Origin of the sequence: Cobetia sp. Dlab-2-AX (assembly GCF_024124625.1) — a bacterium.
Classification (GTDB): Bacteria; Pseudomonadota; Gammaproteobacteria; order Pseudomonadales; family Halomonadaceae; genus Cobetia.
Genome location: NZ_JAMXRV010000012.1, coordinates 72,556 through 90,053 on the forward strand (window position 1 = coordinate 72,556; position 17,498 = coordinate 90,053).

At 62.0% G+C, this 17,498-nt stretch carries 12 protein-coding genes; 4 read left to right on the top strand and 8 right to left on the bottom strand.

The window, feature by feature from the left end; all coding sequences use genetic code 11:
• Nucleotides 1-251: 251 nt before the first annotated feature.
• Nucleotides 252-1,766, bottom strand: a complete 1,515-nt coding sequence (locus NH396_RS15860; RefSeq protein WP_290441817.1) for a sugar porter family MFS transporter — start codon at nt 1,764-1,766, stop codon at nt 252-254.
• Between the two features lie 201 nt (nt 1,767-1,967).
• Here NH396_RS15860 and NH396_RS15865 point away from each other — a divergent pair, with 201 nt between their 5' ends.
• The 3 genes from NH396_RS15865 to sulP all read left to right on the top strand — a co-directional run bounded on the left by NH396_RS15865 (nt 1,968) and on the right by sulP (nt 6,133).
• Nucleotides 1,968-2,870, top strand: coding sequence for an MBL fold metallo-hydrolase (locus NH396_RS15865; RefSeq protein WP_253064827.1), 903 nt, complete (start codon nt 1,968-1,970; stop codon nt 2,868-2,870).
• A gap of 100 nt (nt 2,871-2,970) precedes the next feature.
• On the top strand, nt 2,971-4,326 hold the full coding sequence (locus NH396_RS15870) for an FAD/NAD(P)-binding oxidoreductase (RefSeq protein ID WP_253064829.1): 1,356 nt from the start codon (nt 2,971-2,973) through the stop codon (nt 4,324-4,326).
• The gene (sulP, locus tag NH396_RS15875) at nt 4,319-6,133 is read left to right on the top strand and encodes a sulfate permease (RefSeq protein ID WP_253064831.1); all 1,815 of its coding nucleotides are present in this window, start codon (nt 4,319-4,321) and stop codon (nt 6,131-6,133) included. Before NH396_RS15870 ends, sulP begins: the two co-directional genes overlap by 8 nt.
• 113 nt (nt 6,134-6,246) lie before the next feature.
• On the opposite strand, the gene NH396_RS15880 is transcribed toward sulP, so the two are convergent.
• From NH396_RS15880 to speB, 7 genes are all read right to left on the bottom strand, one after another.
• A complete protein-coding gene (locus NH396_RS15880; protein WP_253064833.1) occupies nt 6,247-7,698 on the bottom strand; it encodes an aldehyde dehydrogenase family protein in 1,452 nt (483 codons plus the stop codon).
• A 63-nt stretch (nt 7,699-7,761) separates the two neighbouring features.
• Nucleotides 7,762-8,505, bottom strand: coding sequence for an MBL fold metallo-hydrolase (locus tag NH396_RS15885; protein WP_253064835.1), 744 nt, complete (start codon nt 8,503-8,505; stop codon nt 7,762-7,764).
• On the bottom strand, nt 8,502-9,278 hold the full coding sequence (locus tag NH396_RS15890; RefSeq protein WP_253064837.1) for a carbon-nitrogen hydrolase family protein: 777 nt from the start codon (nt 9,276-9,278) through the stop codon (nt 8,502-8,504). Before NH396_RS15890 ends, NH396_RS15885 begins: the two co-directional genes overlap by 4 nt.
• Nucleotides 9,275-10,639 carry a cytosine permease gene (locus NH396_RS15895; protein WP_253064839.1) on the bottom strand — a complete coding sequence of 455 codons (1,365 nt, stop codon included), beginning with the start codon at nt 10,637-10,639 and terminating at the stop codon, nt 9,275-9,277. The genes NH396_RS15890 and NH396_RS15895 overlap by 4 nt, the downstream gene beginning before the upstream one ends.
• A gap of 146 nt (nt 10,640-10,785) precedes the next feature.
• Nucleotides 10,786-12,462 (bottom strand): 5-guanidino-2-oxopentanoate decarboxylase, encoded by a 1,677-nt coding sequence (locus tag NH396_RS15900; RefSeq protein ID WP_253064841.1) that lies wholly within the window; start codon nt 12,460-12,462, stop codon nt 10,786-10,788.
• Between the two features lie 75 nt (nt 12,463-12,537).
• Nucleotides 12,538-14,004 carry a YjiH family protein gene (locus tag NH396_RS15905; protein WP_253064843.1) on the bottom strand — a complete coding sequence of 489 codons (1,467 nt, stop codon included), beginning with the start codon at nt 14,002-14,004 and terminating at the stop codon, nt 12,538-12,540.
• A gap of 160 nt (nt 14,005-14,164) precedes the next feature.
• Nucleotides 14,165-15,115, bottom strand: a complete 951-nt coding sequence (gene speB / locus NH396_RS15910) for an agmatinase (protein WP_253064845.1) — start codon at nt 15,113-15,115, stop codon at nt 14,165-14,167.
• A 374-nt stretch (nt 15,116-15,489) separates the two neighbouring features.
• Between speB and NH396_RS15915 the strand changes: the two genes are divergently transcribed.
• A complete protein-coding gene (locus NH396_RS15915) occupies nt 15,490-17,157 on the top strand; it encodes a sigma 54-interacting transcriptional regulator (RefSeq protein ID WP_253064847.1) in 1,668 nt (555 codons plus the stop codon).
• The last annotated feature ends 341 nt before the right edge of the window (nt 17,158-17,498 follow it).

Below are 17,498 nucleotides of genomic sequence, written 5' to 3' on the forward strand. Positions count from 1 at the left end.
CGATTGAGCCGGCGACGATACCACGCTATTTGCACGTAGCGATCTGGCGCGTGTCAGCGCAGGAGTAGGGCAGCAAGCCATGTGCGTTGTGGGTAGCGGAGCCGCTCTCATGTCGTGTGGCGACGCTCGGCGGGGGCTCCTGACGGGCATGGCTGCCAGAGCCATAAACGCCGACACCCCGCACAGGGCGGGGTGTCGGCGTCTGGAGAGCGTTATTCGAGTCGGGCTTCAAAGCTCGATCGTCAAGAGCCTTAGTTGCCCTGTGACGCGAGTGCCGCGGCCTGTTCCTGCTCCTTCTCCTTGCGCGAAGGGCGGATCAGTCGGCCCTGGAGTTCCTCAAGCGAGACACCTTTGGTCTCGGGCATGAAGAACAGCACGAAGACCAACTGCAGCAGCATCATCAGGGCGAAGAAGGCGAACACCGGTCCGCCACTGAAGTGGCTGAGGATGGTCGGCATCAGCAGCGCGATCAATGCCGCGAAGACCCAGTGCACGGAGCTGCCGAAGGACTGTCCCATGGCGCGTACCTTGTTGGGGAATATCTCGGAGATGAACACCCAGATCACCGTACCCTGGCTCATGGCATGCGCCGCAATGAAGACAGCCATCAGGATCGGGACCCCATAACCGCCCAGGGCACTGAAGTCCTTGAGGTAGAAGGCCCAGGAAATCAGGCACAGCGACAGCAGATAACCGGCAGAGCCGATCAGGATCAAGGTGCGGCGCCCCAGCTTGTCGATCAAGGACATGCCCAGCATCGTGAAGGCGAGATTGATGACCCCGATGCCTGCCGTAGAGAGCAGGGCAGCACTGGATTCAAGCTGCGCCTCGGCCAGAATGCGCGGCGCATAGTAGATGATGAAGTTGATGCCGGACAGCTGATTGAAGGCCGCGATCAGGAAGGCGAACAGCACCGGCAAGCGATAGCGCCAGGCGAACAGACGGGTATGTTGCTTGGCGCTCTCTTTGCTTTCCGTACCCCGGATAATGGCAATTTCTTCTGCGATGTCGGCCTTGGGGTTGATCTGTTTGATCACCTCCGCCGCTGCCGCTTCATCGTTGCGTTTGAGAATCAACCAGCGCGGGCTGCGCGGCACCTTGCAGATCATCAACAGATAGAGCGCGGCCGGCACGGCTTCCACGCCCAGCATCCAGCGCCAGTTCTCGCCGTCCATGAAGCCGATGAAGTAGTTGGACACGAAGGCGATCACGATCCCGAATACCACGTTGAACTGGTAGAGCCCGACCAGCGAGCCCCGGCGCTCGCGGGGGGCGATCTCGGAGATGTAGATAGGCGCTGCCACGGAAGACGCGCCGACACCTAGCCCCCCCAGCAGACGGAAGAACGAGAACACATAAGGGTCAGTGGCCAGCGCCGACCCCAGCGCAGAGACGAGGTAGAGGATACCGATGCCGATCAGCGTGGCACGGCGCCCGAAGCGATCGGTCGGCCAGTTGCCGAAGATGGCGCCGATCACCGTGCCCCACAGGGCCATCGACATGATGATGAGGCCGTGGTTGAGATCGCTCAGCCCCCATTGGCTCTGCAGTGAGGTATCCGCCCCCGAGATGACGGCGGTATCGAAACCGAACAGGAAGCCGGCGAGGGCAACCGTGATCGACCATTGAAGAATGCGTGGCATGGCGTAGCTCATCCGATGAGGCGTGAAGGAAAGACAGCGATTCGCGGAGGTTAATCGTTCAAGAGTGTAAAGGTGAATCGTGTCACCTGGCAATTTCAGCCTATCTGCCCTGCGGCGCGCCATCCGCTATACCTTAGGGGGAGAGCCACCCCGGCAGCCGCACTTCCTCGGCTTCGACTCAGAAATTCCCTCGCTAGAACAGCAGGTTATTGATATCGCCTTATTGTTATTCTTTAGGGTTTTAACGTTATTCGTTTTTGCGTTGTTTCCGCTGCAGGCGTAGGCTTGAGGCATCAATCCTTGAGCGAAACAGGAGGTCGCGACATGCCAACCTCAACCCCAGACTCAACCCTCAACCCCCGGGTCGAAAGCTTCTTCGACGAAGACAGCAACACCTTCACGTACTTGGTGCGCGACCCGCAGTCCCGCCAGTGCGCGATCGTCGATCCCGTGCTCGACTTTGATTATCCCGCAGGCCACACCAGCACCCGCTCTGCGGATGCCTTGCTTGCGCATATCGACGCCGAGTCCCTCGAGGTGGCATGGATTCTCGAGACCCACGTTCACGCCGATCACCTGTCGGCGGCCGCCTACCTGAAAGGCAAGCTGGGTTGCCAACTGGCGATCGGGGCGCGCATACGCGAAGTGCAGGACATCTTTGCCGATATCTTCGCCGCCGAGGCGGGTTTCGCGCGTGATGGCCGCCAGTTTGATCGCCTGTTGGAAGAGGGCGACAGCCTGGCCATCGGCGGGCTTGAATGCCGCGTGCTGCATACGCCGGGTCATACGCCGGCCTGCGTCAGCTACGTGATCGGCGACGCCGTCTTCGTCGGCGATACCCTGTTCATGCCCGATTACGGCACCGCGCGCTGCGATTTCCCCGGCGGCGATGCGCGTACGCTGTATCGCTCGATCCACAAGGTGCTCTCGCTACCTGCCAGCACGCGCATCTTCCTGTGCCATGATTATTCGGCTGAAGGACGCGAAGGCTTCTGCTGCCAGACGTCGGTGGGTGAGCAGCGTGAGCACAATATCCATGTGCATGACGGCATCGATGAGCAGGTCTTCGTCGATATGCGCACCCAGCGTGACGCCGGGCTTGGCATGCCGCGCCTGATGCTGCCGGCGGTGCAGGTGAACATGCGCGCCGGCCAGATGCCGCCGGCGGAAGACAACGGGCGCGCCTATCTCAAGATTCCGCTCAATCTGCCGTTTGGTCAGCTGTGATGGCCGCCATGTCGGCTTTGCTGAAGTGCTTTGCCTCTGTAACTTGCTTACGTAATTTTGTGACTCAAATGGACGAATTACCGCGATGGGAGCCTTATCGATGAGCCAGAGCACGTCAGAGACCCCGCCAGTTTCGGATTCTGCAACGACGCCTTGTGACAATCAGGGGGCTGATTCGGACTCGCAGGCGACTCGCGCCGCCAATCTGCGCCTGTCACCCAACGCCCACAAGGTGGTGATCATCGGTGGCGGGGCCGGCGGTATCGCGGTGGCGGCCAGCCTGCTCAAGCGTCAGCCGGGCATGGACATCGCCATCGTCGAACCCGCTGAGCAGCACAGCTATCAGCCGGGCTGGACGATGGTCGGTGGCGGCATCTTCACGCCGGAATTCACGCGCAAGCCGATGCACTCGGTGATGCCCAAGGGCGTGCACTGGTATCGCGATACGGCCACCGGCATCGATGCCGAGGCGCACGAAGTCACGCTTGGCAATGGCCATCGCCTGCGCTACGAGCGTCTGGTGATCGCCATCGGGCTGGAGCTGGACTGGGGCGCCATCGACGGGCTCACGGAGACGCTGGGCGAAAATGGCGTCACCTCCAACTATCGCTATGATCTCGCGCCCTATACCTGGCAGCTGGTGCAGACCCTCAAGGGCGGCAAGGCGCTGTTCACCCAGCCGCCGATGCCCATCAAGTGCGCCGGTGCGCCGCAGAAGGCGATGTACCTGGCCTGCGATCACTGGCAGCGCGAGAACGTGCTGTCGCAGCTCGAGGTCAGCTTCTACAACGCCGGCGGCGTGATGTTCGGCGTGCCGGCCTACGTGCCAGCGCTGGAAGAGGCGGTCGCGGGCTATGGCATCGACGTCAGGTTCCAACAGCGGCTGGTCGCGGTGGATGGCGAGACGCAGACGGCACGCTTCGAGGTGCCGGCAGCCGAGGAGGGCGGCGAGCCGCAGATCGTCGAGCAGTCCTTCGACATGCTGCATGTGGTGCCGCCGCAGAAGGCACCGGCGTTGATCGCCCAATCCGGGCTGGCCAATGCCGCTGGCTGGCTGGATCTCGAACCCGAGACACTGCAGCACATGAGCCATCCCGACATCTTCGGGCTGGGCGATGTCAGCGGTACCTCGAATGCCAAGACCGCCGCAGCGGTGCGCAAGCAGTCCCCCGTGGTGGTCGAGAACCTGCTGGCCACGCTGACCGGTGGCGCGCTCACCGCAGGCTATCGAGGCTATGGCTCCTGCCCGCTGACGGTGGAGAACGGCCGCATCGTGTTGGCGGAATTCGGCTATGGCGGTGAACTGCAGCCCACCTTCCCCAAGTGGGTCAATGACGGCACGCGCCCGACACGCCTGGCCTGGCAGCTCAAGGCGCGGGGGCTGCCGTTCATCTACTGGAACCTGATGCTCAAGGGCCATGAATGGCTGGCGCGTCCGGCGTCACGCGATGTCTGAGCCGGTTCGAGAGGCAAAGGGGACGTCGCTTGGCCGCTGGCTGCCGCTGGCGGGTTGGCTTGCCCATTACGACCGCCACAGTCTCGGGCGTGACCTGCTGGCGGCGGTGATCGTCAGCGTCATGCTGGTGCCTCAGGCGCTGGCCTATGCGTTGCTGGCGGGGCTGCCGGCGCAGGTCGGTCTTTATGCCAGCATGTTGCCGCTGGTGCTGTATGCGTTGTTCGGCACCAGCAGCACCCTGGCGGTGGGGCCGGTGGCGATCATCTCGCTGATGACGGCCTCGGCGATCGCGGGCATGAGCGGCGCGGATGGCGCGGCGCTCTCCACGCCCGAGATGCTGGCCGCCGCGCTGCTGCTGGCCTTTCTCTCCGGCGCGATGCTGATCGCCATGGGGCTGTTGCGCCTGGGAGTGCTGGTGAATTTCATCAGCCACCCGGTGATCTCGGGCTTCATGACTGCCTCGGGCATCCTGATCATCGCCAGTCAGCTCGGGCCCATCACTGGCCTGAGCCTCAGCGGCGGCAATCTGATCGCGATGGGCGAATCGCTATCGTCAGGCGCGCAAGGGCTGCACTGGCCGACACTCGTCATCGGGCTGGGCTGTCTGGCGGGGTTGATTCTGGCACGCCGACATCTCAAGCAGATCCTGATGGCTCTCGGGATGCGAGAGAGCGCGGCGGGCATGCTGTGCAAGACCACGCCGATTCTCGCTGTCATCCTCGCCAGCCTGCTGGCCTGGGGGCTGCAACTTGGTGAACAGGGCATGGCGCTGGTCGGCAGCGTGCCCGGCGGCTTGCCCACCCTGAGCCTGCCGTCCTTCGTCAGCCATGACTGGTCGGGCCTTCTGCTCTCGGCACTGCTGATCAGCGTGGTCGGCTTCGTCGAATCGCTGGCGCTGGCCCAGACCCTCGCCGCGCGGCGCCGTCAGCGCATCGACCCCGACAAGGAGCTGATCGCGCTGGGCGTCTCCAACATGGGCGCAGGCGTCAGCGGTGGCATGCCGATCTCGGGCGGGCTGTCGCGCTCAGTCGTCAACTTCGATGCCGGCGCCGCCACGCCCTTGGCGGGGGCCTTTACCGCCATCGGCATTCTGCTCGCCAGCCTGTGGCTGACCGACTGGTTGGCCTGGCTGCCGCGCGCGACGCTGGCGGCGATCATCATCGTCGCCACCACCAGCCTGATCGACATCGCGGCGGTCAAGCGCACCTTCCGCTACTCGAAGGGTGACGGTGCGGCGCTGATGATCACGCTGATCATCACCCTTGCGCATGGGGTGGAGAGCGGCATCATCGTCGGCATCGTCGTGTCGTTGGGGCTCTATCTCAAGCGCACCAGCCAGCCGCACAGTGCGCTGGTCGGGCGCGTGCCGGGCAGCGAGCACTTTCGCAATGTCGAGCGTCATGAGGTGGAGACCGACCCCGAACTGGCGATCCTGCGCATCGACGAGAGCCTGTATTTCGCCAATGCACGCTATCTGGAAGACACGGTGCTGGCGCTGATGGCCGAACGTCCCTCGCTCAAGCATCTGGTGCTGTCCTGTCAGGCGGTCAACCTGATCGATGCCTCGGCGCTTGAAAGCCTGGAAGTCATCAATGAGCGCTTGAGCGCCGCTGGCGTGCAACTGCATCTGAGTGAAGTGAAGGGCCCGGTGATGGACCGCCTCAAGTGCTCGGAGCTGCCGGCCAATCTGGGTGGCGACATCTATCTCAGCACCTTCGATGCCTGGCAGGCGCTGAGCATTCACGGCAGCCATTGCGACCAGTCCTGCGCGCGCGACGGCATCAGCCAGACGGCGGCGGTTGGCTGACAGGAGAAGGGGCTGGTTTCAAGAAAGAGCCGTAAACGAAAACGCCCCGCCTCGGTGCTTGCCGAGGCGGGGCGTTTTCTTATCTGGTCACACAAGATGCTCAGTTAATACGTTCAGTCAAGTACTGGGCCGATGATGTGCTTGACCTCCAGATAGCCTGCCAGGCCCCACGGCCCCAGCTCACGGCCGATGCCGCTACGCTTGAAGCCACCCCAGCTGGCCTGCACCAGCGGCAGCTGCTCACTGTTGTACCACACCACCCCGGCGCGCAGGCGACGGCCGAGCTGCTGGGCGCGCTTGGCATCGCCGCTGACTACCGTGGCCACCAGCCCGAAATCACAGTCATTGGCGAGGCGGATCGCCTCGGCCTCATCGGCGACGCGGCGCGAGCACAGCACCGGCCCGAAGATCTCCTCGCGCCACAGACGGCTTGTCACCGGCACATCGGTGTAAAGGGTCGGCGCCACGAAGTAGCCCTTGCTCGGCAGGCTGCGATGGGTGCCATCGCGCAGCGTCGTCAGGCCCTCCTCGCGCGCCACATTGAGATAGCCCAGCACGGTATCGCGCTGGCGGGCGCTGGTCATCGGGCCCATCTGGGTCGCGGCGTCCAGCGGGTCACCCAGCACCAGCGCATCGATGCGGCTGGCCAGTGCGGCGTGCAGCTCATCGGCGATAGCCTCGTGCACCAGCAGGCGCGAGGTGGCAGAGCAGATCTGACCGGCATTGAAGTAGATGCCCGCCATCACCCAATCGGCGGCCTCCTCGACGTCGGCATCTTCGAGCACGAGGATCGCAGACTTGCCGCCAAGCTCAAGCGACACGCCGCGCGTGCCGCCGGCCGCGGCCTGCATGACTTTCTCGCCGACCACATTGCTGCCGGTGAAGGAAATCTTGTCGATGCGCGGATGACGGGTCAGCGGTGCGCCGATGCCCTCGCCATCGCCGTGCAGCAGGTTGAAAACGCCTGCCGGAAGTCCGGCTTCCAGCGCGATTTCGGCCATCACCTGCTCCGGCAGCGGCGTCACTTCAGACGGCTTGATCACCAGGGTGCAGCCCGCGGCGAGCGCCGGCGCGACCTTCCAGGCGCTGGTGACCAGCGGGAAGTTCCACGGCGTGATCAGTCCCACCACGCCTGCCGGTTCGTGATAGGTGTGCGCGGCATAGCCTTCGACATCATGCGCGACTTCCACGCCCTGACGCGCATCCAGCGCGCGTGCCTGGGCGGCGTAAAAGCGGTAGCAACCGATGGCGTCATCGAGATCGATCTCGGCCTCGGCGCGAATCTTGCCGTTGTTGCGACACGACATCTCCACCAGCGCTTCCCGGCGTGACGTCAGCCCCTCGGCGAAGGCCTCCAGATAGACCGCACGCTCGGCGCCACTCAGTGACTGCCAACCCTCGAAGGCCTCGGCGGCGGCCGCGACGGCGGCCTGTACATCACGCGCGTCACCCGCCGTCACCTCGGCGATGACGGTCTCCTCGAAGGGGTTGGTGACCGCCAGACGACGCTCGCCGTGAGACTTGACCCACTCGTTGTTGATGAACTGATGATCGAGCTTGTGCATGGACGTTCCTGACATGTGAGTTTCTGGCATGAGTAATGTGAGATTTCGTGAAGCTAGGTCGGCTTAGCGCTGATGGGCCCGAAGCCACTGATCAATGAGTGCGCGCAGGTGTTTTCCCGAGAAACTCGGGAAGTGGCCGCCATGCACAGTTCTTATTGGTAATTCTCGCAAGCGTCTGAGACTGGATGTGTAATCATCCAGATCGCTGTGGTAGGCATCCTCGATAAGCTCACCGTCATAGATGACGTCGCCCGATATCAGGGTACCAGTGCGTGATTCCCAGAGTGACAATCCACCCGGTGAATGCCCTGGAGTATGCAATACCGTGAAAGAGCGATTTCCCAGATCAATTACGTCACCATCTTCCACTTCGGCAATCTTGGCGGGGGATGTGATGTGATATCCGGTGTGCGTGTAGGGGGCAGGTGGCAGAACATCGAACATCTCATCGTTCAGGAACAGGTTTGCCAAGGTGCGCTGGTTATCAGGCGCGGCCAAAATACTGGCTTCCGCAGAGTGCACATGGCAGCACTCGAACTCATGGGCAGCACCGATGTGGTCGAAATGGCAGTGGCTGGCGATTGCCGTGATCTCTCGTTCTGCCAGCAGGGCGACCTGCCGCCTCAATGGCACTGCCCCCAGCCCGAAGTCCACGACAAGATCGCGTTCTCGGCCGCGGACGTGCCAGATGTTGCAGCGATAGAAAGGTTTGATGCCCGGTTCATCAATCAGCGTGATGTCATCACTCAGGCGGCGGGTTCGATACCATTGCCCGTCAGTACCTCGGGGGAGGGAGAGCTGTGTCATGGGACTAATCTCACTGGTGGTCGCAAATCCTTGAGATAGTTCTGATGTCGCTGACTTTCGGAAATCCGCTCCAGATCGATATCGATCACCAGTGAACCGGCCTGAGAACCTAACTGACCGATGATCTCACCATCAGGACCAGCCACCAGGCTGTGTCCGCAATAGTGGAGGGCGTCCTCGCTGCCTGAGCGATTGATACAAGCGACGAAGCATTGGTTATCCATTGCGCGGGCACGTATCTGCAGTATCTGGCGCTCGGCATTCGGCAGCATGTTGGCCGTCGGTGAAAGGATTACCTCGGCTCCCGACTGTGCCAGTGCTCGTGCCATCTCCGGGAATTCATTGTCGTAGCAGATCATCAGTCCCAGTCGGCCCAGACGTGTCTCCACGACGCATAATGCCTCTCCCGGGGTGAAGTGGCGTGTCTCTTCATCCCACAGGTGGCGCTTGTGATAGCTGGCCAGTGTCTTGCCATCTTCCCCGATCAGCACCGCTGAATTTCTCAAGCAGCCGTCAGCCTGCCGCTGCGCCACGCCAAACAGGATAAATAGGCCGTGGCGGTGTGCCAGTGCGGCCACCTGGTGCTGCAGAGGCCCGTCGTCAGCCAGCGCTTCGAGCTGCCCGAAGATGTTGTAGCCCGTCAATGCGAGTTCGGGAAGTGCCACGATATCCACCCCGGCAAGTACCGCCTGCTCGCACAGGCGGTCTAGGGTATCCAGATTGTGTTTGATATCGCCGCGTATCGGATTTGTCTGTGCGATCAATAGTCTCATGCCGCGCGGTCCGTACTGATACTGGAGGGCTTGGAATCCATGCTGGCGGTGGCATCCCTGTCTTGCGCCAGTACCATTGTGCCCAGCCAGTAGAGCCCCCCCGTGATCAGGAAGACTGGCAAGGAGGCACCGAAGGCTAACGGGGAGAACAATGTCCAGTAAGCGGCAAGTGCAGCTCCCATCAGATAGGCCCCGATCGCGACTCCTGATGTCTTGCGCCCCACTTGCTCGGTCCCTTCCAGAAGCGACTCGTCATAGCCCTGAGTTCCCACCAGGTAGTAGTCCACGATCATGACCGCAAATGCTGGAATGAACAGTGCGCCGATGATGAGCAGGAAGTTCTGGAATTGATCCAGAATGCCCGGAATCAATGCGCCGAATACGGTTACGACACCTATGATCAGTGCTGGCTTCCAGAAGCTCATCTTGGGAGCGACGTTCATGCAGGACAGGGTCGCGCTGTACACCGCCATCACGTTGGTTGTCATGACAGAGAAGAAGATGACCAGTGCTGCCGGTAGCCCGAATCCGAAACCGGAGAGGAGGCGAGTCGGGTCATAGGTCTGTTCCATACCGTTGAGAACGGAGAGCCCAGAAACAGCCGCTCCCAGGCCCATTGCAATCAATGCTGCCAGCACGTAACCGGCATAGGTGCCCCATACCGCGATCGCACCACTCTTGCAGTTACGGTTGTAGTCAGCAGAAGTGGAGATCCAAGAGAAGGCCGTGGCAATCACGATATCGAAGGCAATCCCCAGGGTGACTCCATTGCGTGCTTCCTGCGGAATGTCGATCAGCGTGGTCAGATCGTAGTGGCTGTTCAGCTGGTAGATAACCAAGGCGGCCAAACCACCCATTGCCAGTGCGGCCCAGCGCTCTACTCGCTCGATACCAAGATGACCGCGCAAAACAATCATCACGACTATGACCTCGCACAGAATGGTCATCAGTGGCAGGTTGGAATATCCCGTCACCTCACTGATGGCATAGTCCAGGCTCATGCCGGCCAGCAACGCCTGAATCCAGCTCCAGGCGATCAGCACCATCATATTGATAATCGAGATGAGCTTGCTTCCGAGGGCGCCGTAGGCTCGCCTCGTCAACACCATGCTCGGCAGGCCGGTGCGTTGGCCCATCAGCCCGACCAGTAACAGGGGGATAGCACCTATCAAGGAGCCCACCACGATGCTTCCGATAGCCGTCGAGAAGGCCAGATCAGGTACCAGTAGCATCCCTGTCAGGATGGTAGTTACGACTACATTGGCCCCTAGCCACAATGCCAGGGTACCGATGGCGCCCATGCTTTTATGTTGTTGATGGTTGAGTGTGTCTTTTCCAATGAATCCTTCAAGTATCGACATACCAGAGCCCTCTTGTTTGTTCTTGTTGATCTCGCTGGTGAGTGACTATCTGTCGTACAGGCTCGCATGAGCGTAAGCGCTTTCTAATGGAGGCTTTTGTTGAGGCTGATCTCTTGAAATGTGTCCCAGGCCAGCCTCAGGCGTTATCAGTGAGAGACTTTGGCATTCCATCCTGCCGCATCGATTTCCACCAGCAGCGGGGCGCTTGCGTCGCGCTCGCTGATCGCGGTCGCCAGCTCACTGGGGGAGTCGATCGCCACGGCGGCGCAGCCGAAGCCCTGAGCGAGCAGCTGGAAGTCGGGGGCCTGGATGTCGACGCCCAGCCGCGTGACGCCAGCGTTGTCCATGAAGCGGCGAATCTCTTCATAGCCCTGGTTGTGCCACAGCACGATCACCACCGGCAGCTGTTCTTCCACCGCGCAGGCGAGTTCGGACAGCGTGAACATGATGCCGCCATCGCCGACCAGCGCGATCACCGGCAGGTCCGGGCGACCCAGGGTCGCGCCCATCGCGGCGGGCAGGCCGTAGCCGAGCGTGCCGTAGCCGGTGGAGGCATTGAAGTAACGGCGTGGCGCCGGCCGGCTGAGCAGATGATTGGCGGCGTAGACGGTCGCGCAGGAATCGCCGACCCAGATCGCCTCCGGCAGCACTTGCTGGAGAGTATCGAACAGCGGCACGTAGGGCGCGAAGGCCGGGTCAGTCGGCAGTGCGAGGGCGTCAAGCGTGGCGGCGGTGATCTGCGCACCGCGTGTCTTGCCTGCCTTTGCGTCAGCCGTCTTGTCATAGGTTTCGCCCAGGCCATCAGCAACACGCGCGGCAAGGGTCTCCAGCGCCAGACCGGCGTCGGCGACGATGGCGAGTGTCGCCTGCTGGTTGCGCGCCAGCTGTCCGGGGTCGATATCGATGCGGATCAGCTGGCCACCGATCACGAAGCCATCATCGAACACCACGTCGTAGTCGGTCTCGCCAAGTTCGGTACCGATCGCCAGCACCACATCGGCGTCGCGCGCCAGTTCGCGTACCGCAGGCAGTGCGGCGTTGGCGCCGAGATCCAGCGGGTGGGCGCTGCCCAGCAGACCCTTGGCATTGATGGTGGTGACGGTGGGGGCATCGAGCGCCTCCACCAGCTGGCGGGCCGCCTCAGGCGCAGCGACACAGCCACCGCCCAGCAGCACCAGCGGCCGCTCGGCGCCCTGCAGCATATTCAGGGCCTCAGCGAGCAGGGCCGGGTCCGGCGCGAGGCGGCCGATGCGCGGACGCGTGAAATCATGCGTGGTGCGACCGGCGTGCGGTGGGATCTCGGCATTGAACAGGTCAATGGGAATCTCGATATGCACGGGGCCCGGGCGGGCGCCCTCGAACAGCGCGAAGGCGCGGGCCAGCACTTCCGGCAGCGCGGACGGGTCGAGCAGCGTGTGGCTGAAGCGCGCCACGCCTGACACCAGATGCTGCTGGCTGGGCAGCTCGTGCAGACGCCCCTGGCCACGGCCGAGGGTGTCGGTGCGATTGACGCTGGAGATCACCAGCATCGGGATGGAGTCGGCCAGTGCCTGGCCCATCGCGGTGGTGATGTTGGTCATCCCCGGGCCGGTGATGATGAAGCACACCCCGGGCTTGCCGGTGCTGCGGGCATAGCCATCGGCCATGAATCCGGCGCCTTGTTCATGGCGCGGGGTGACGTGGCGAATGCTGCGCGCGGCGGGGGCGGCATCCGGCTCCAGGCCACGGTAGAGCTCGACGGTATGCACGCCGGGAATACCGAAGACGGTATCCACGTCGTAGGTGTCACGCAGCAGGCGGATGAGGAGTTCAGCACAGGTCATGGCAGGTTATTCCAGTGACGGGAGCACCGTGGTACTCCCGTATGAGATGAGAAACACGTTGAGTGCCCGCTTGGCTCAGAACACGAACAGATGCGCGATACCGGCAATGATCGGCAGGGTGATCAGCGTGCGCAGCACGAAGATGGCTACCAGCTCCCAGATCTTGAGCGGAATCTTCGACTTGAGCAGCAGGGCACCGATCTCGGACATGTAGATCAACTGGGTCAGTGACAGGCAGGCGATCACGAAGCGGGTCAGTTCGCTGTCGATGTCCTTGGCCAGCACCGCCGGCAGGAACATGTCGGCAAAGCCGACCAGCGTCGCCGGGGCTGCCTCTGCCGCGTGGGGAATCTGCAGCAGTTCCAGCAGCGGAATCATCGGGTAGGAGAGCCAGGTGAACACTGGCGTGAACTCGGCCAGCATCAGTGCCACGGTACCGATGGCGATCACCACCGGCAGCAGACCGAGGAAGATGTCCGCCACGTTGAAGCAGGCCGATTTCACCAGCTTGAGCGGGCCCGGTGCATGCTCGGCGCGTGCGACGGCCATGCCCAGTGAGTAGCGCAGCACGCCACAGTCGCTCTGGTTCTCTTCACTGATCTGACAGCCGACCGGCTCATGATAATCATCACGCTTGCGTGACAGCGGCGGCAGGCGCGGCACGATGACGGCGGCGATCAGGCCCGCGATGACGACGATCAGATAGAAGGGCACGAACAGGTGATTGATGTTCATGAAGCTGGTGACCAGCAACGCGAAGGCAATCGAGACCACCGAGAAGTTGGTGGCGATCACTGCCGCTTCACGCTTGCTGTAGAAGCCCTGCTCGTACTGCTGGGTGGTGATCAGCACGCCGACGGTGCCGGACCCCATCCATGAGGCGGTGGCATCGATGGCGCTGCGCCCGGGCAGGTTGAAGATGGTGCGGAACGGGCGACGCACCAGGCTGCCGATGAATTCCATGAAGCCGAAGTCGACCAGCAGCGGCAGCAGAATGGCCGCGAAGAAGAAGAAGGTCAGCAGCACCGGCGCGAGATCATTGAGCATCACGCCGCCGGTGAAGGCCGCCGTCACTTGAGTGGGGCCCCACTGGAAGTAGGTCATCAACGCGAAGATGGCGCCGAGGGCGCGCATGGCAAACCACACTGGGGCGACATCGAACAGCTCATGCGCTGCGCCGTGGCGCGCCCAGTTCGGCTTGGCGAGCTTGACGAAGGCGGTGAGGATCACCGACAGACACAGCACCGCGACGGCGATGGCGGGCAAGGCGCTGCCGAGCGTGGCCTTGAGCCAATCGGCCATCAGGCCCATGCCGATATTGATGGTGTCGCCGACACTGAACGGCACCAGGAAGAAGCTGACGCCGAGCAGTGACGGTACCAGGAATTTCATCAGCCCCCTGGCCGTGAGCGGCACGGGGCGGGTGGCGATGAGGTCTTTCTGAGCCTTCTTACCCTTGTGCACCTTGTCTGAAGGTGAATCGGCGCTTGAGCTGGAGCGGGACGGCGTGTGATCCGCCGTCGGGTCGATGCTGGTTGTCATTCGGGTCACCTAGATCTTGTTGTAATGGTCAGGCTATAGCCGTGCATCGTGTGATGCATCATGCCGTATCGTGTCGGGTGATTCTGTGTGCGCCGAGGGCGGGACGGGCCCCCGGCGCGGGTACAGCAGGACAGCGGGTCATTCGTGGGTCGTTCGTGGATCAGTCGCGCTGTTGCACGCCCGGCAGTACGCAGAGCATCTCGTAGAGCAGGGTCGCGCCCATCAGCGCGGTGTTGCCGCTGGGGTCATAGGGCGGGGAGACTTCCATCAGGTCGCCGCCGACGATATTGAGGCCACGCGTGCCGCGCACGATTTCCATGCCCTGGGGCATGGTCAGGCCGCCGGCTTCCACGGTGCCGGTACCGGGGGCGACGGAGGGGTCCAGGCCATCGATGTCGAAGGTGATGTACACCGGGCGGTCGCCCATCATGTCACGCACTTCGGCCATCAGCGGCGCGAGGGACTTGAACCAGCACATCTCGGCGGTTTCCACACGGAAGCCCTGCTGACGACACCAGTCGAAGTCATCGGCGGAGTAGCCGGTACCACGCAGGCCGATCTGCACCACGCGGTTGCTGTCGAGCAGGCCTTCTTCTTGGGCACGACGGATCGGTGTGCCGTGGGCGATGGGCTCGCCGAACATGTGGTCATTCACGTCGGCGTGGGCATCGATATGGATCAGGCCGACCGGGCCGTGCTTCTTGGCGATGGCACGCAGCACCGGCAGGGTGACGGTGTGATCGCCGCCCAGCGTCAGCGGTACGCAGTCGTGGCGCAGCACCTCATCGTAGAACTGCTCGATGATGTTCATGCTCTTGGGCAGATGGAAGGTGTTGATCGGCACATCGCCGATGTCCGCCACCTGCAGGCTATCGAAGGGCGCGGCGCGGGTGGCCATGTTGTAGGGGCGCAGCATGCGCGATTCATCACGGATCTGGCGCGGGCCAAGACGTGCGCCCGGACGGTTGGAGGTACCGATGTCCAGCGGAATGCCGATGAAGGCGGCGTCCAGGCCTTCCGCGGTTTCCTGAGCCGGCAGACGCATCATGGTGGCCGGGCCGCCGAAACGTGGCATGTCGTTGCCGCCCAGCGGCTGATTGAACTCGCTCATCTGTCTCTCCAGGGTCTTGAGTCGCTCGCGCTAGCGTGACGGCGAGCGGGGTATTGTGATTGTTCGCCTGACCGCCTGCCGGATAGTTGTATGAAAGCCGGCGATCTTCCTTGGCGCATACCCCAGCGTTGCAGTAACCATGCCAATTTTTAGTCGATTGATTTTGTTGGGTTTTAATTGAAAGTGGTCGCCGAGTGATTCATTTATGGATCACTCGTGCGCCATTGATGATTCACAAATGGATCGGTGATTCATTTGTGGATCACATTCAGGCATCATCGAGAGTGTCTTCAGCGCAGTGCGAGAAAGACCTGCTGGAAAGACTTGATAAAAAGCCCCGCCCGATTCACAGGCTCGACCATGAGGTGCCCGCCATGTCAGAGCTCGACCGTCAGATTCTCAAGACCATCATCGACACCGCTCACGATCACTACTTCGTGGTCAATGCGGATGGCCAGGTGATGGATGTCAGCCCCGGCGCCGCGGCGGTCTATGGCATGACACGCGAGGAGCTGTGTGCCGCCAACGTGCATGACCTGGAAGCCAGCGGGGTGCTCAAGCCCTCTATCAGCCTGGAGGTGCTGCGCACGGGGCGCACGCTGCAGATGATGCAGCTCACCGCCACCGGGCGGCGGGTGGTGGCGCAGGCGCATCCGGTGTTCGTCGCGGGCAAGCTCGAGTGCGTGGTCAGCCGCTCGATGGATCTCACCGATATCCAGCTGTTGCAGCAGGAATACGCGGTGCTCCAGCAGCGCTTCAGTGATCACCTGCGCCGCAATTCACGCGGCGGCGAGCTGGGCGGCGTCAGCCAGGCAGAAAGCGATCGGGCAACGGCTGGGGCAGGGCAATCAGACCAATCAGGCCAACAAGCCACGGAGCAACATGCAAAGAGCCAGGCTGAACAATTAGCGCGAGAGCAGGCCGAGTGCGAAGACGCCGCGCTGGAGCTGGGCGAGCTGCAGGTCAGAAGCCCGGTGATGCGCGAGATAGCGCTGCTGCTCAAGCGGGTCGCGCCCACCAACGCCACGGTATTGATGCTGGGCGAATCCGGGGTCGGCAAGACGGCCTTCGCCCATCAACTGCATCGCTGGAGCCAACGCGCCGACGGCCCCTTCATCGAGGTGAACTGCGGCGCCATCCCCGAGAGCCTGTTCGAGTCCGAGATGTTCGGCTATCAGGCCGGTGCCTTCACCGGCGCGGGCAGCCGTGGCAAGGCAGGCCTGATGGAGCAGGCCGAAGGCGGCACCCTGTTCCTCGATGAGATCGGTGAGCTGCCGCTGGCTACCCAGACCAAGCTGCTCAAGGTGATTCAGGACGGGATGATCACCCGCCTGGGCGACACCACCACCACCCGCGCCGACTTCCGCCTGGTCGTCGCTACCAATCAAGACCTCGCCGCCCGCGTGGAGCAGGGACAATTCCGCCTCGACCTCTACTACCGCATCAATGTGCTTCCCGTCAGCCTGCCGCCGCTGCGTGAACGCCGCGAAGACATTCCCGCCCTCATCGAGCAACACCTCTCGCGCCTCAATCAACGTCATGGCCGCCGTAAGCTCCTCGACGCCTCGTTATGGCCCATCCTCATCCGCCAGGATTGGCTCGGCAATATCCGCGAACTGGAAAACTGGCTGGAACGCGCCTGGCTCAGCGCCCCCAGTGATGTCATTGACAGCGACTCAGTAAAAACACTGCTCAACACTTGTTCCACGAATAACGCTAATGGACTAGGCAATTCATTTGGCTTCAGTAATGACAAATCTAATGGAATAGGCGTTATTGATGGTTTTACCACTGCCGATAACTCTCATAGTCCCAATTCCCTCTCAGAGCCTGCCGCTGAGGGGGCGGTAGCCATACCAATACCAAAACTCGGCCCCAACGAAACCCTCAAGGAAGGCCTGGCACGTATCGAAGCGCAATGGCTACGCGAGATGGCTGCCGAATTGCCCAGTACCTACGCTATAGCCAAGAGGGCAGGAATTAGCCAGCCGTCAATAGTAAGATTATTAAAAAAACACAAGGTCTATTTATTGAGTAAATAATGTTATGGGATAAATATCGGGTTCCGCCTGATTGATTGCATCTTGAGTAAACAGCTCCGGTCATTCGGCCGACCTCGATGTGGATCGCCATCTGGGGTGTGCTTCGCAGATGGTGGATTAATAATGGAGCTAGATTGATGCAGTGGGTGACTGGAGCATCTGCAGACGCCAGAGCTTCACCAGCGTTTCAAAGTTCGTGGCGTATCCCAGTGTGTTAGGGTACCGGTGGAGTTCGGCGATAGCTCGGGTGATGCACACATGTCCTCTGCCACCGGATCATCGACGCTCCAGAGATCAGTGAAATCGAAGCCGCCGCATTCCTCGGCGTTCCACCACGCGAG

What these genes read in the sequence shown, in the direction of transcription:
- NH396_RS15860 (WP_290441817.1), bottom strand. Translation starts at nt 1,766, where the DNA reads ATGGCGCGCCGCAGGGCAGATAGGCTGAAATTGCCAGGTGACACGATT.
- NH396_RS15865 (WP_253064827.1), top strand. Translation starts at nt 1,968, where the DNA reads ATGCCAACCTCAACCCCAGACTCAACCCTCAACCCCCGGGTCGAAAGC.
- NH396_RS15870 (WP_253064829.1), top strand. Translation starts at nt 2,971, where the DNA reads ATGAGCCAGAGCACGTCAGAGACCCCGCCAGTTTCGGATTCTGCAACG.
- sulP (WP_253064831.1), top strand. Translation starts at nt 4,319, where the DNA reads ATGTCTGAGCCGGTTCGAGAGGCAAAGGGGACGTCGCTTGGCCGCTGG.
- NH396_RS15880 (WP_253064833.1), bottom strand. Translation starts at nt 7,698, where the DNA reads ATGCACAAGCTCGATCATCAGTTCATCAACAACGAGTGGGTCAAGTCT.
- NH396_RS15885 (WP_253064835.1), bottom strand. Translation starts at nt 8,505, where the DNA reads ATGACACAGCTCTCCCTCCCCCGAGGTACTGACGGGCAATGGTATCGA.
- NH396_RS15890 (WP_253064837.1), bottom strand. Translation starts at nt 9,278, where the DNA reads ATGAGACTATTGATCGCACAGACAAATCCGATACGCGGCGATATCAAA.
- NH396_RS15895 (WP_253064839.1), bottom strand. Translation starts at nt 10,639, where the DNA reads ATGTCGATACTTGAAGGATTCATTGGAAAAGACACACTCAACCATCAA.
- NH396_RS15900 (WP_253064841.1), bottom strand. Translation starts at nt 12,462, where the DNA reads ATGACCTGTGCTGAACTCCTCATCCGCCTGCTGCGTGACACCTACGAC.
- NH396_RS15905 (WP_253064843.1), bottom strand. Translation starts at nt 14,004, where the DNA reads ATGACAACCAGCATCGACCCGACGGCGGATCACACGCCGTCCCGCTCC.
- speB (WP_253064845.1), bottom strand. Translation starts at nt 15,115, where the DNA reads ATGAGCGAGTTCAATCAGCCGCTGGGCGGCAACGACATGCCACGTTTC.
- NH396_RS15915 (WP_253064847.1), top strand. Translation starts at nt 15,490, where the DNA reads ATGTCAGAGCTCGACCGTCAGATTCTCAAGACCATCATCGACACCGCT.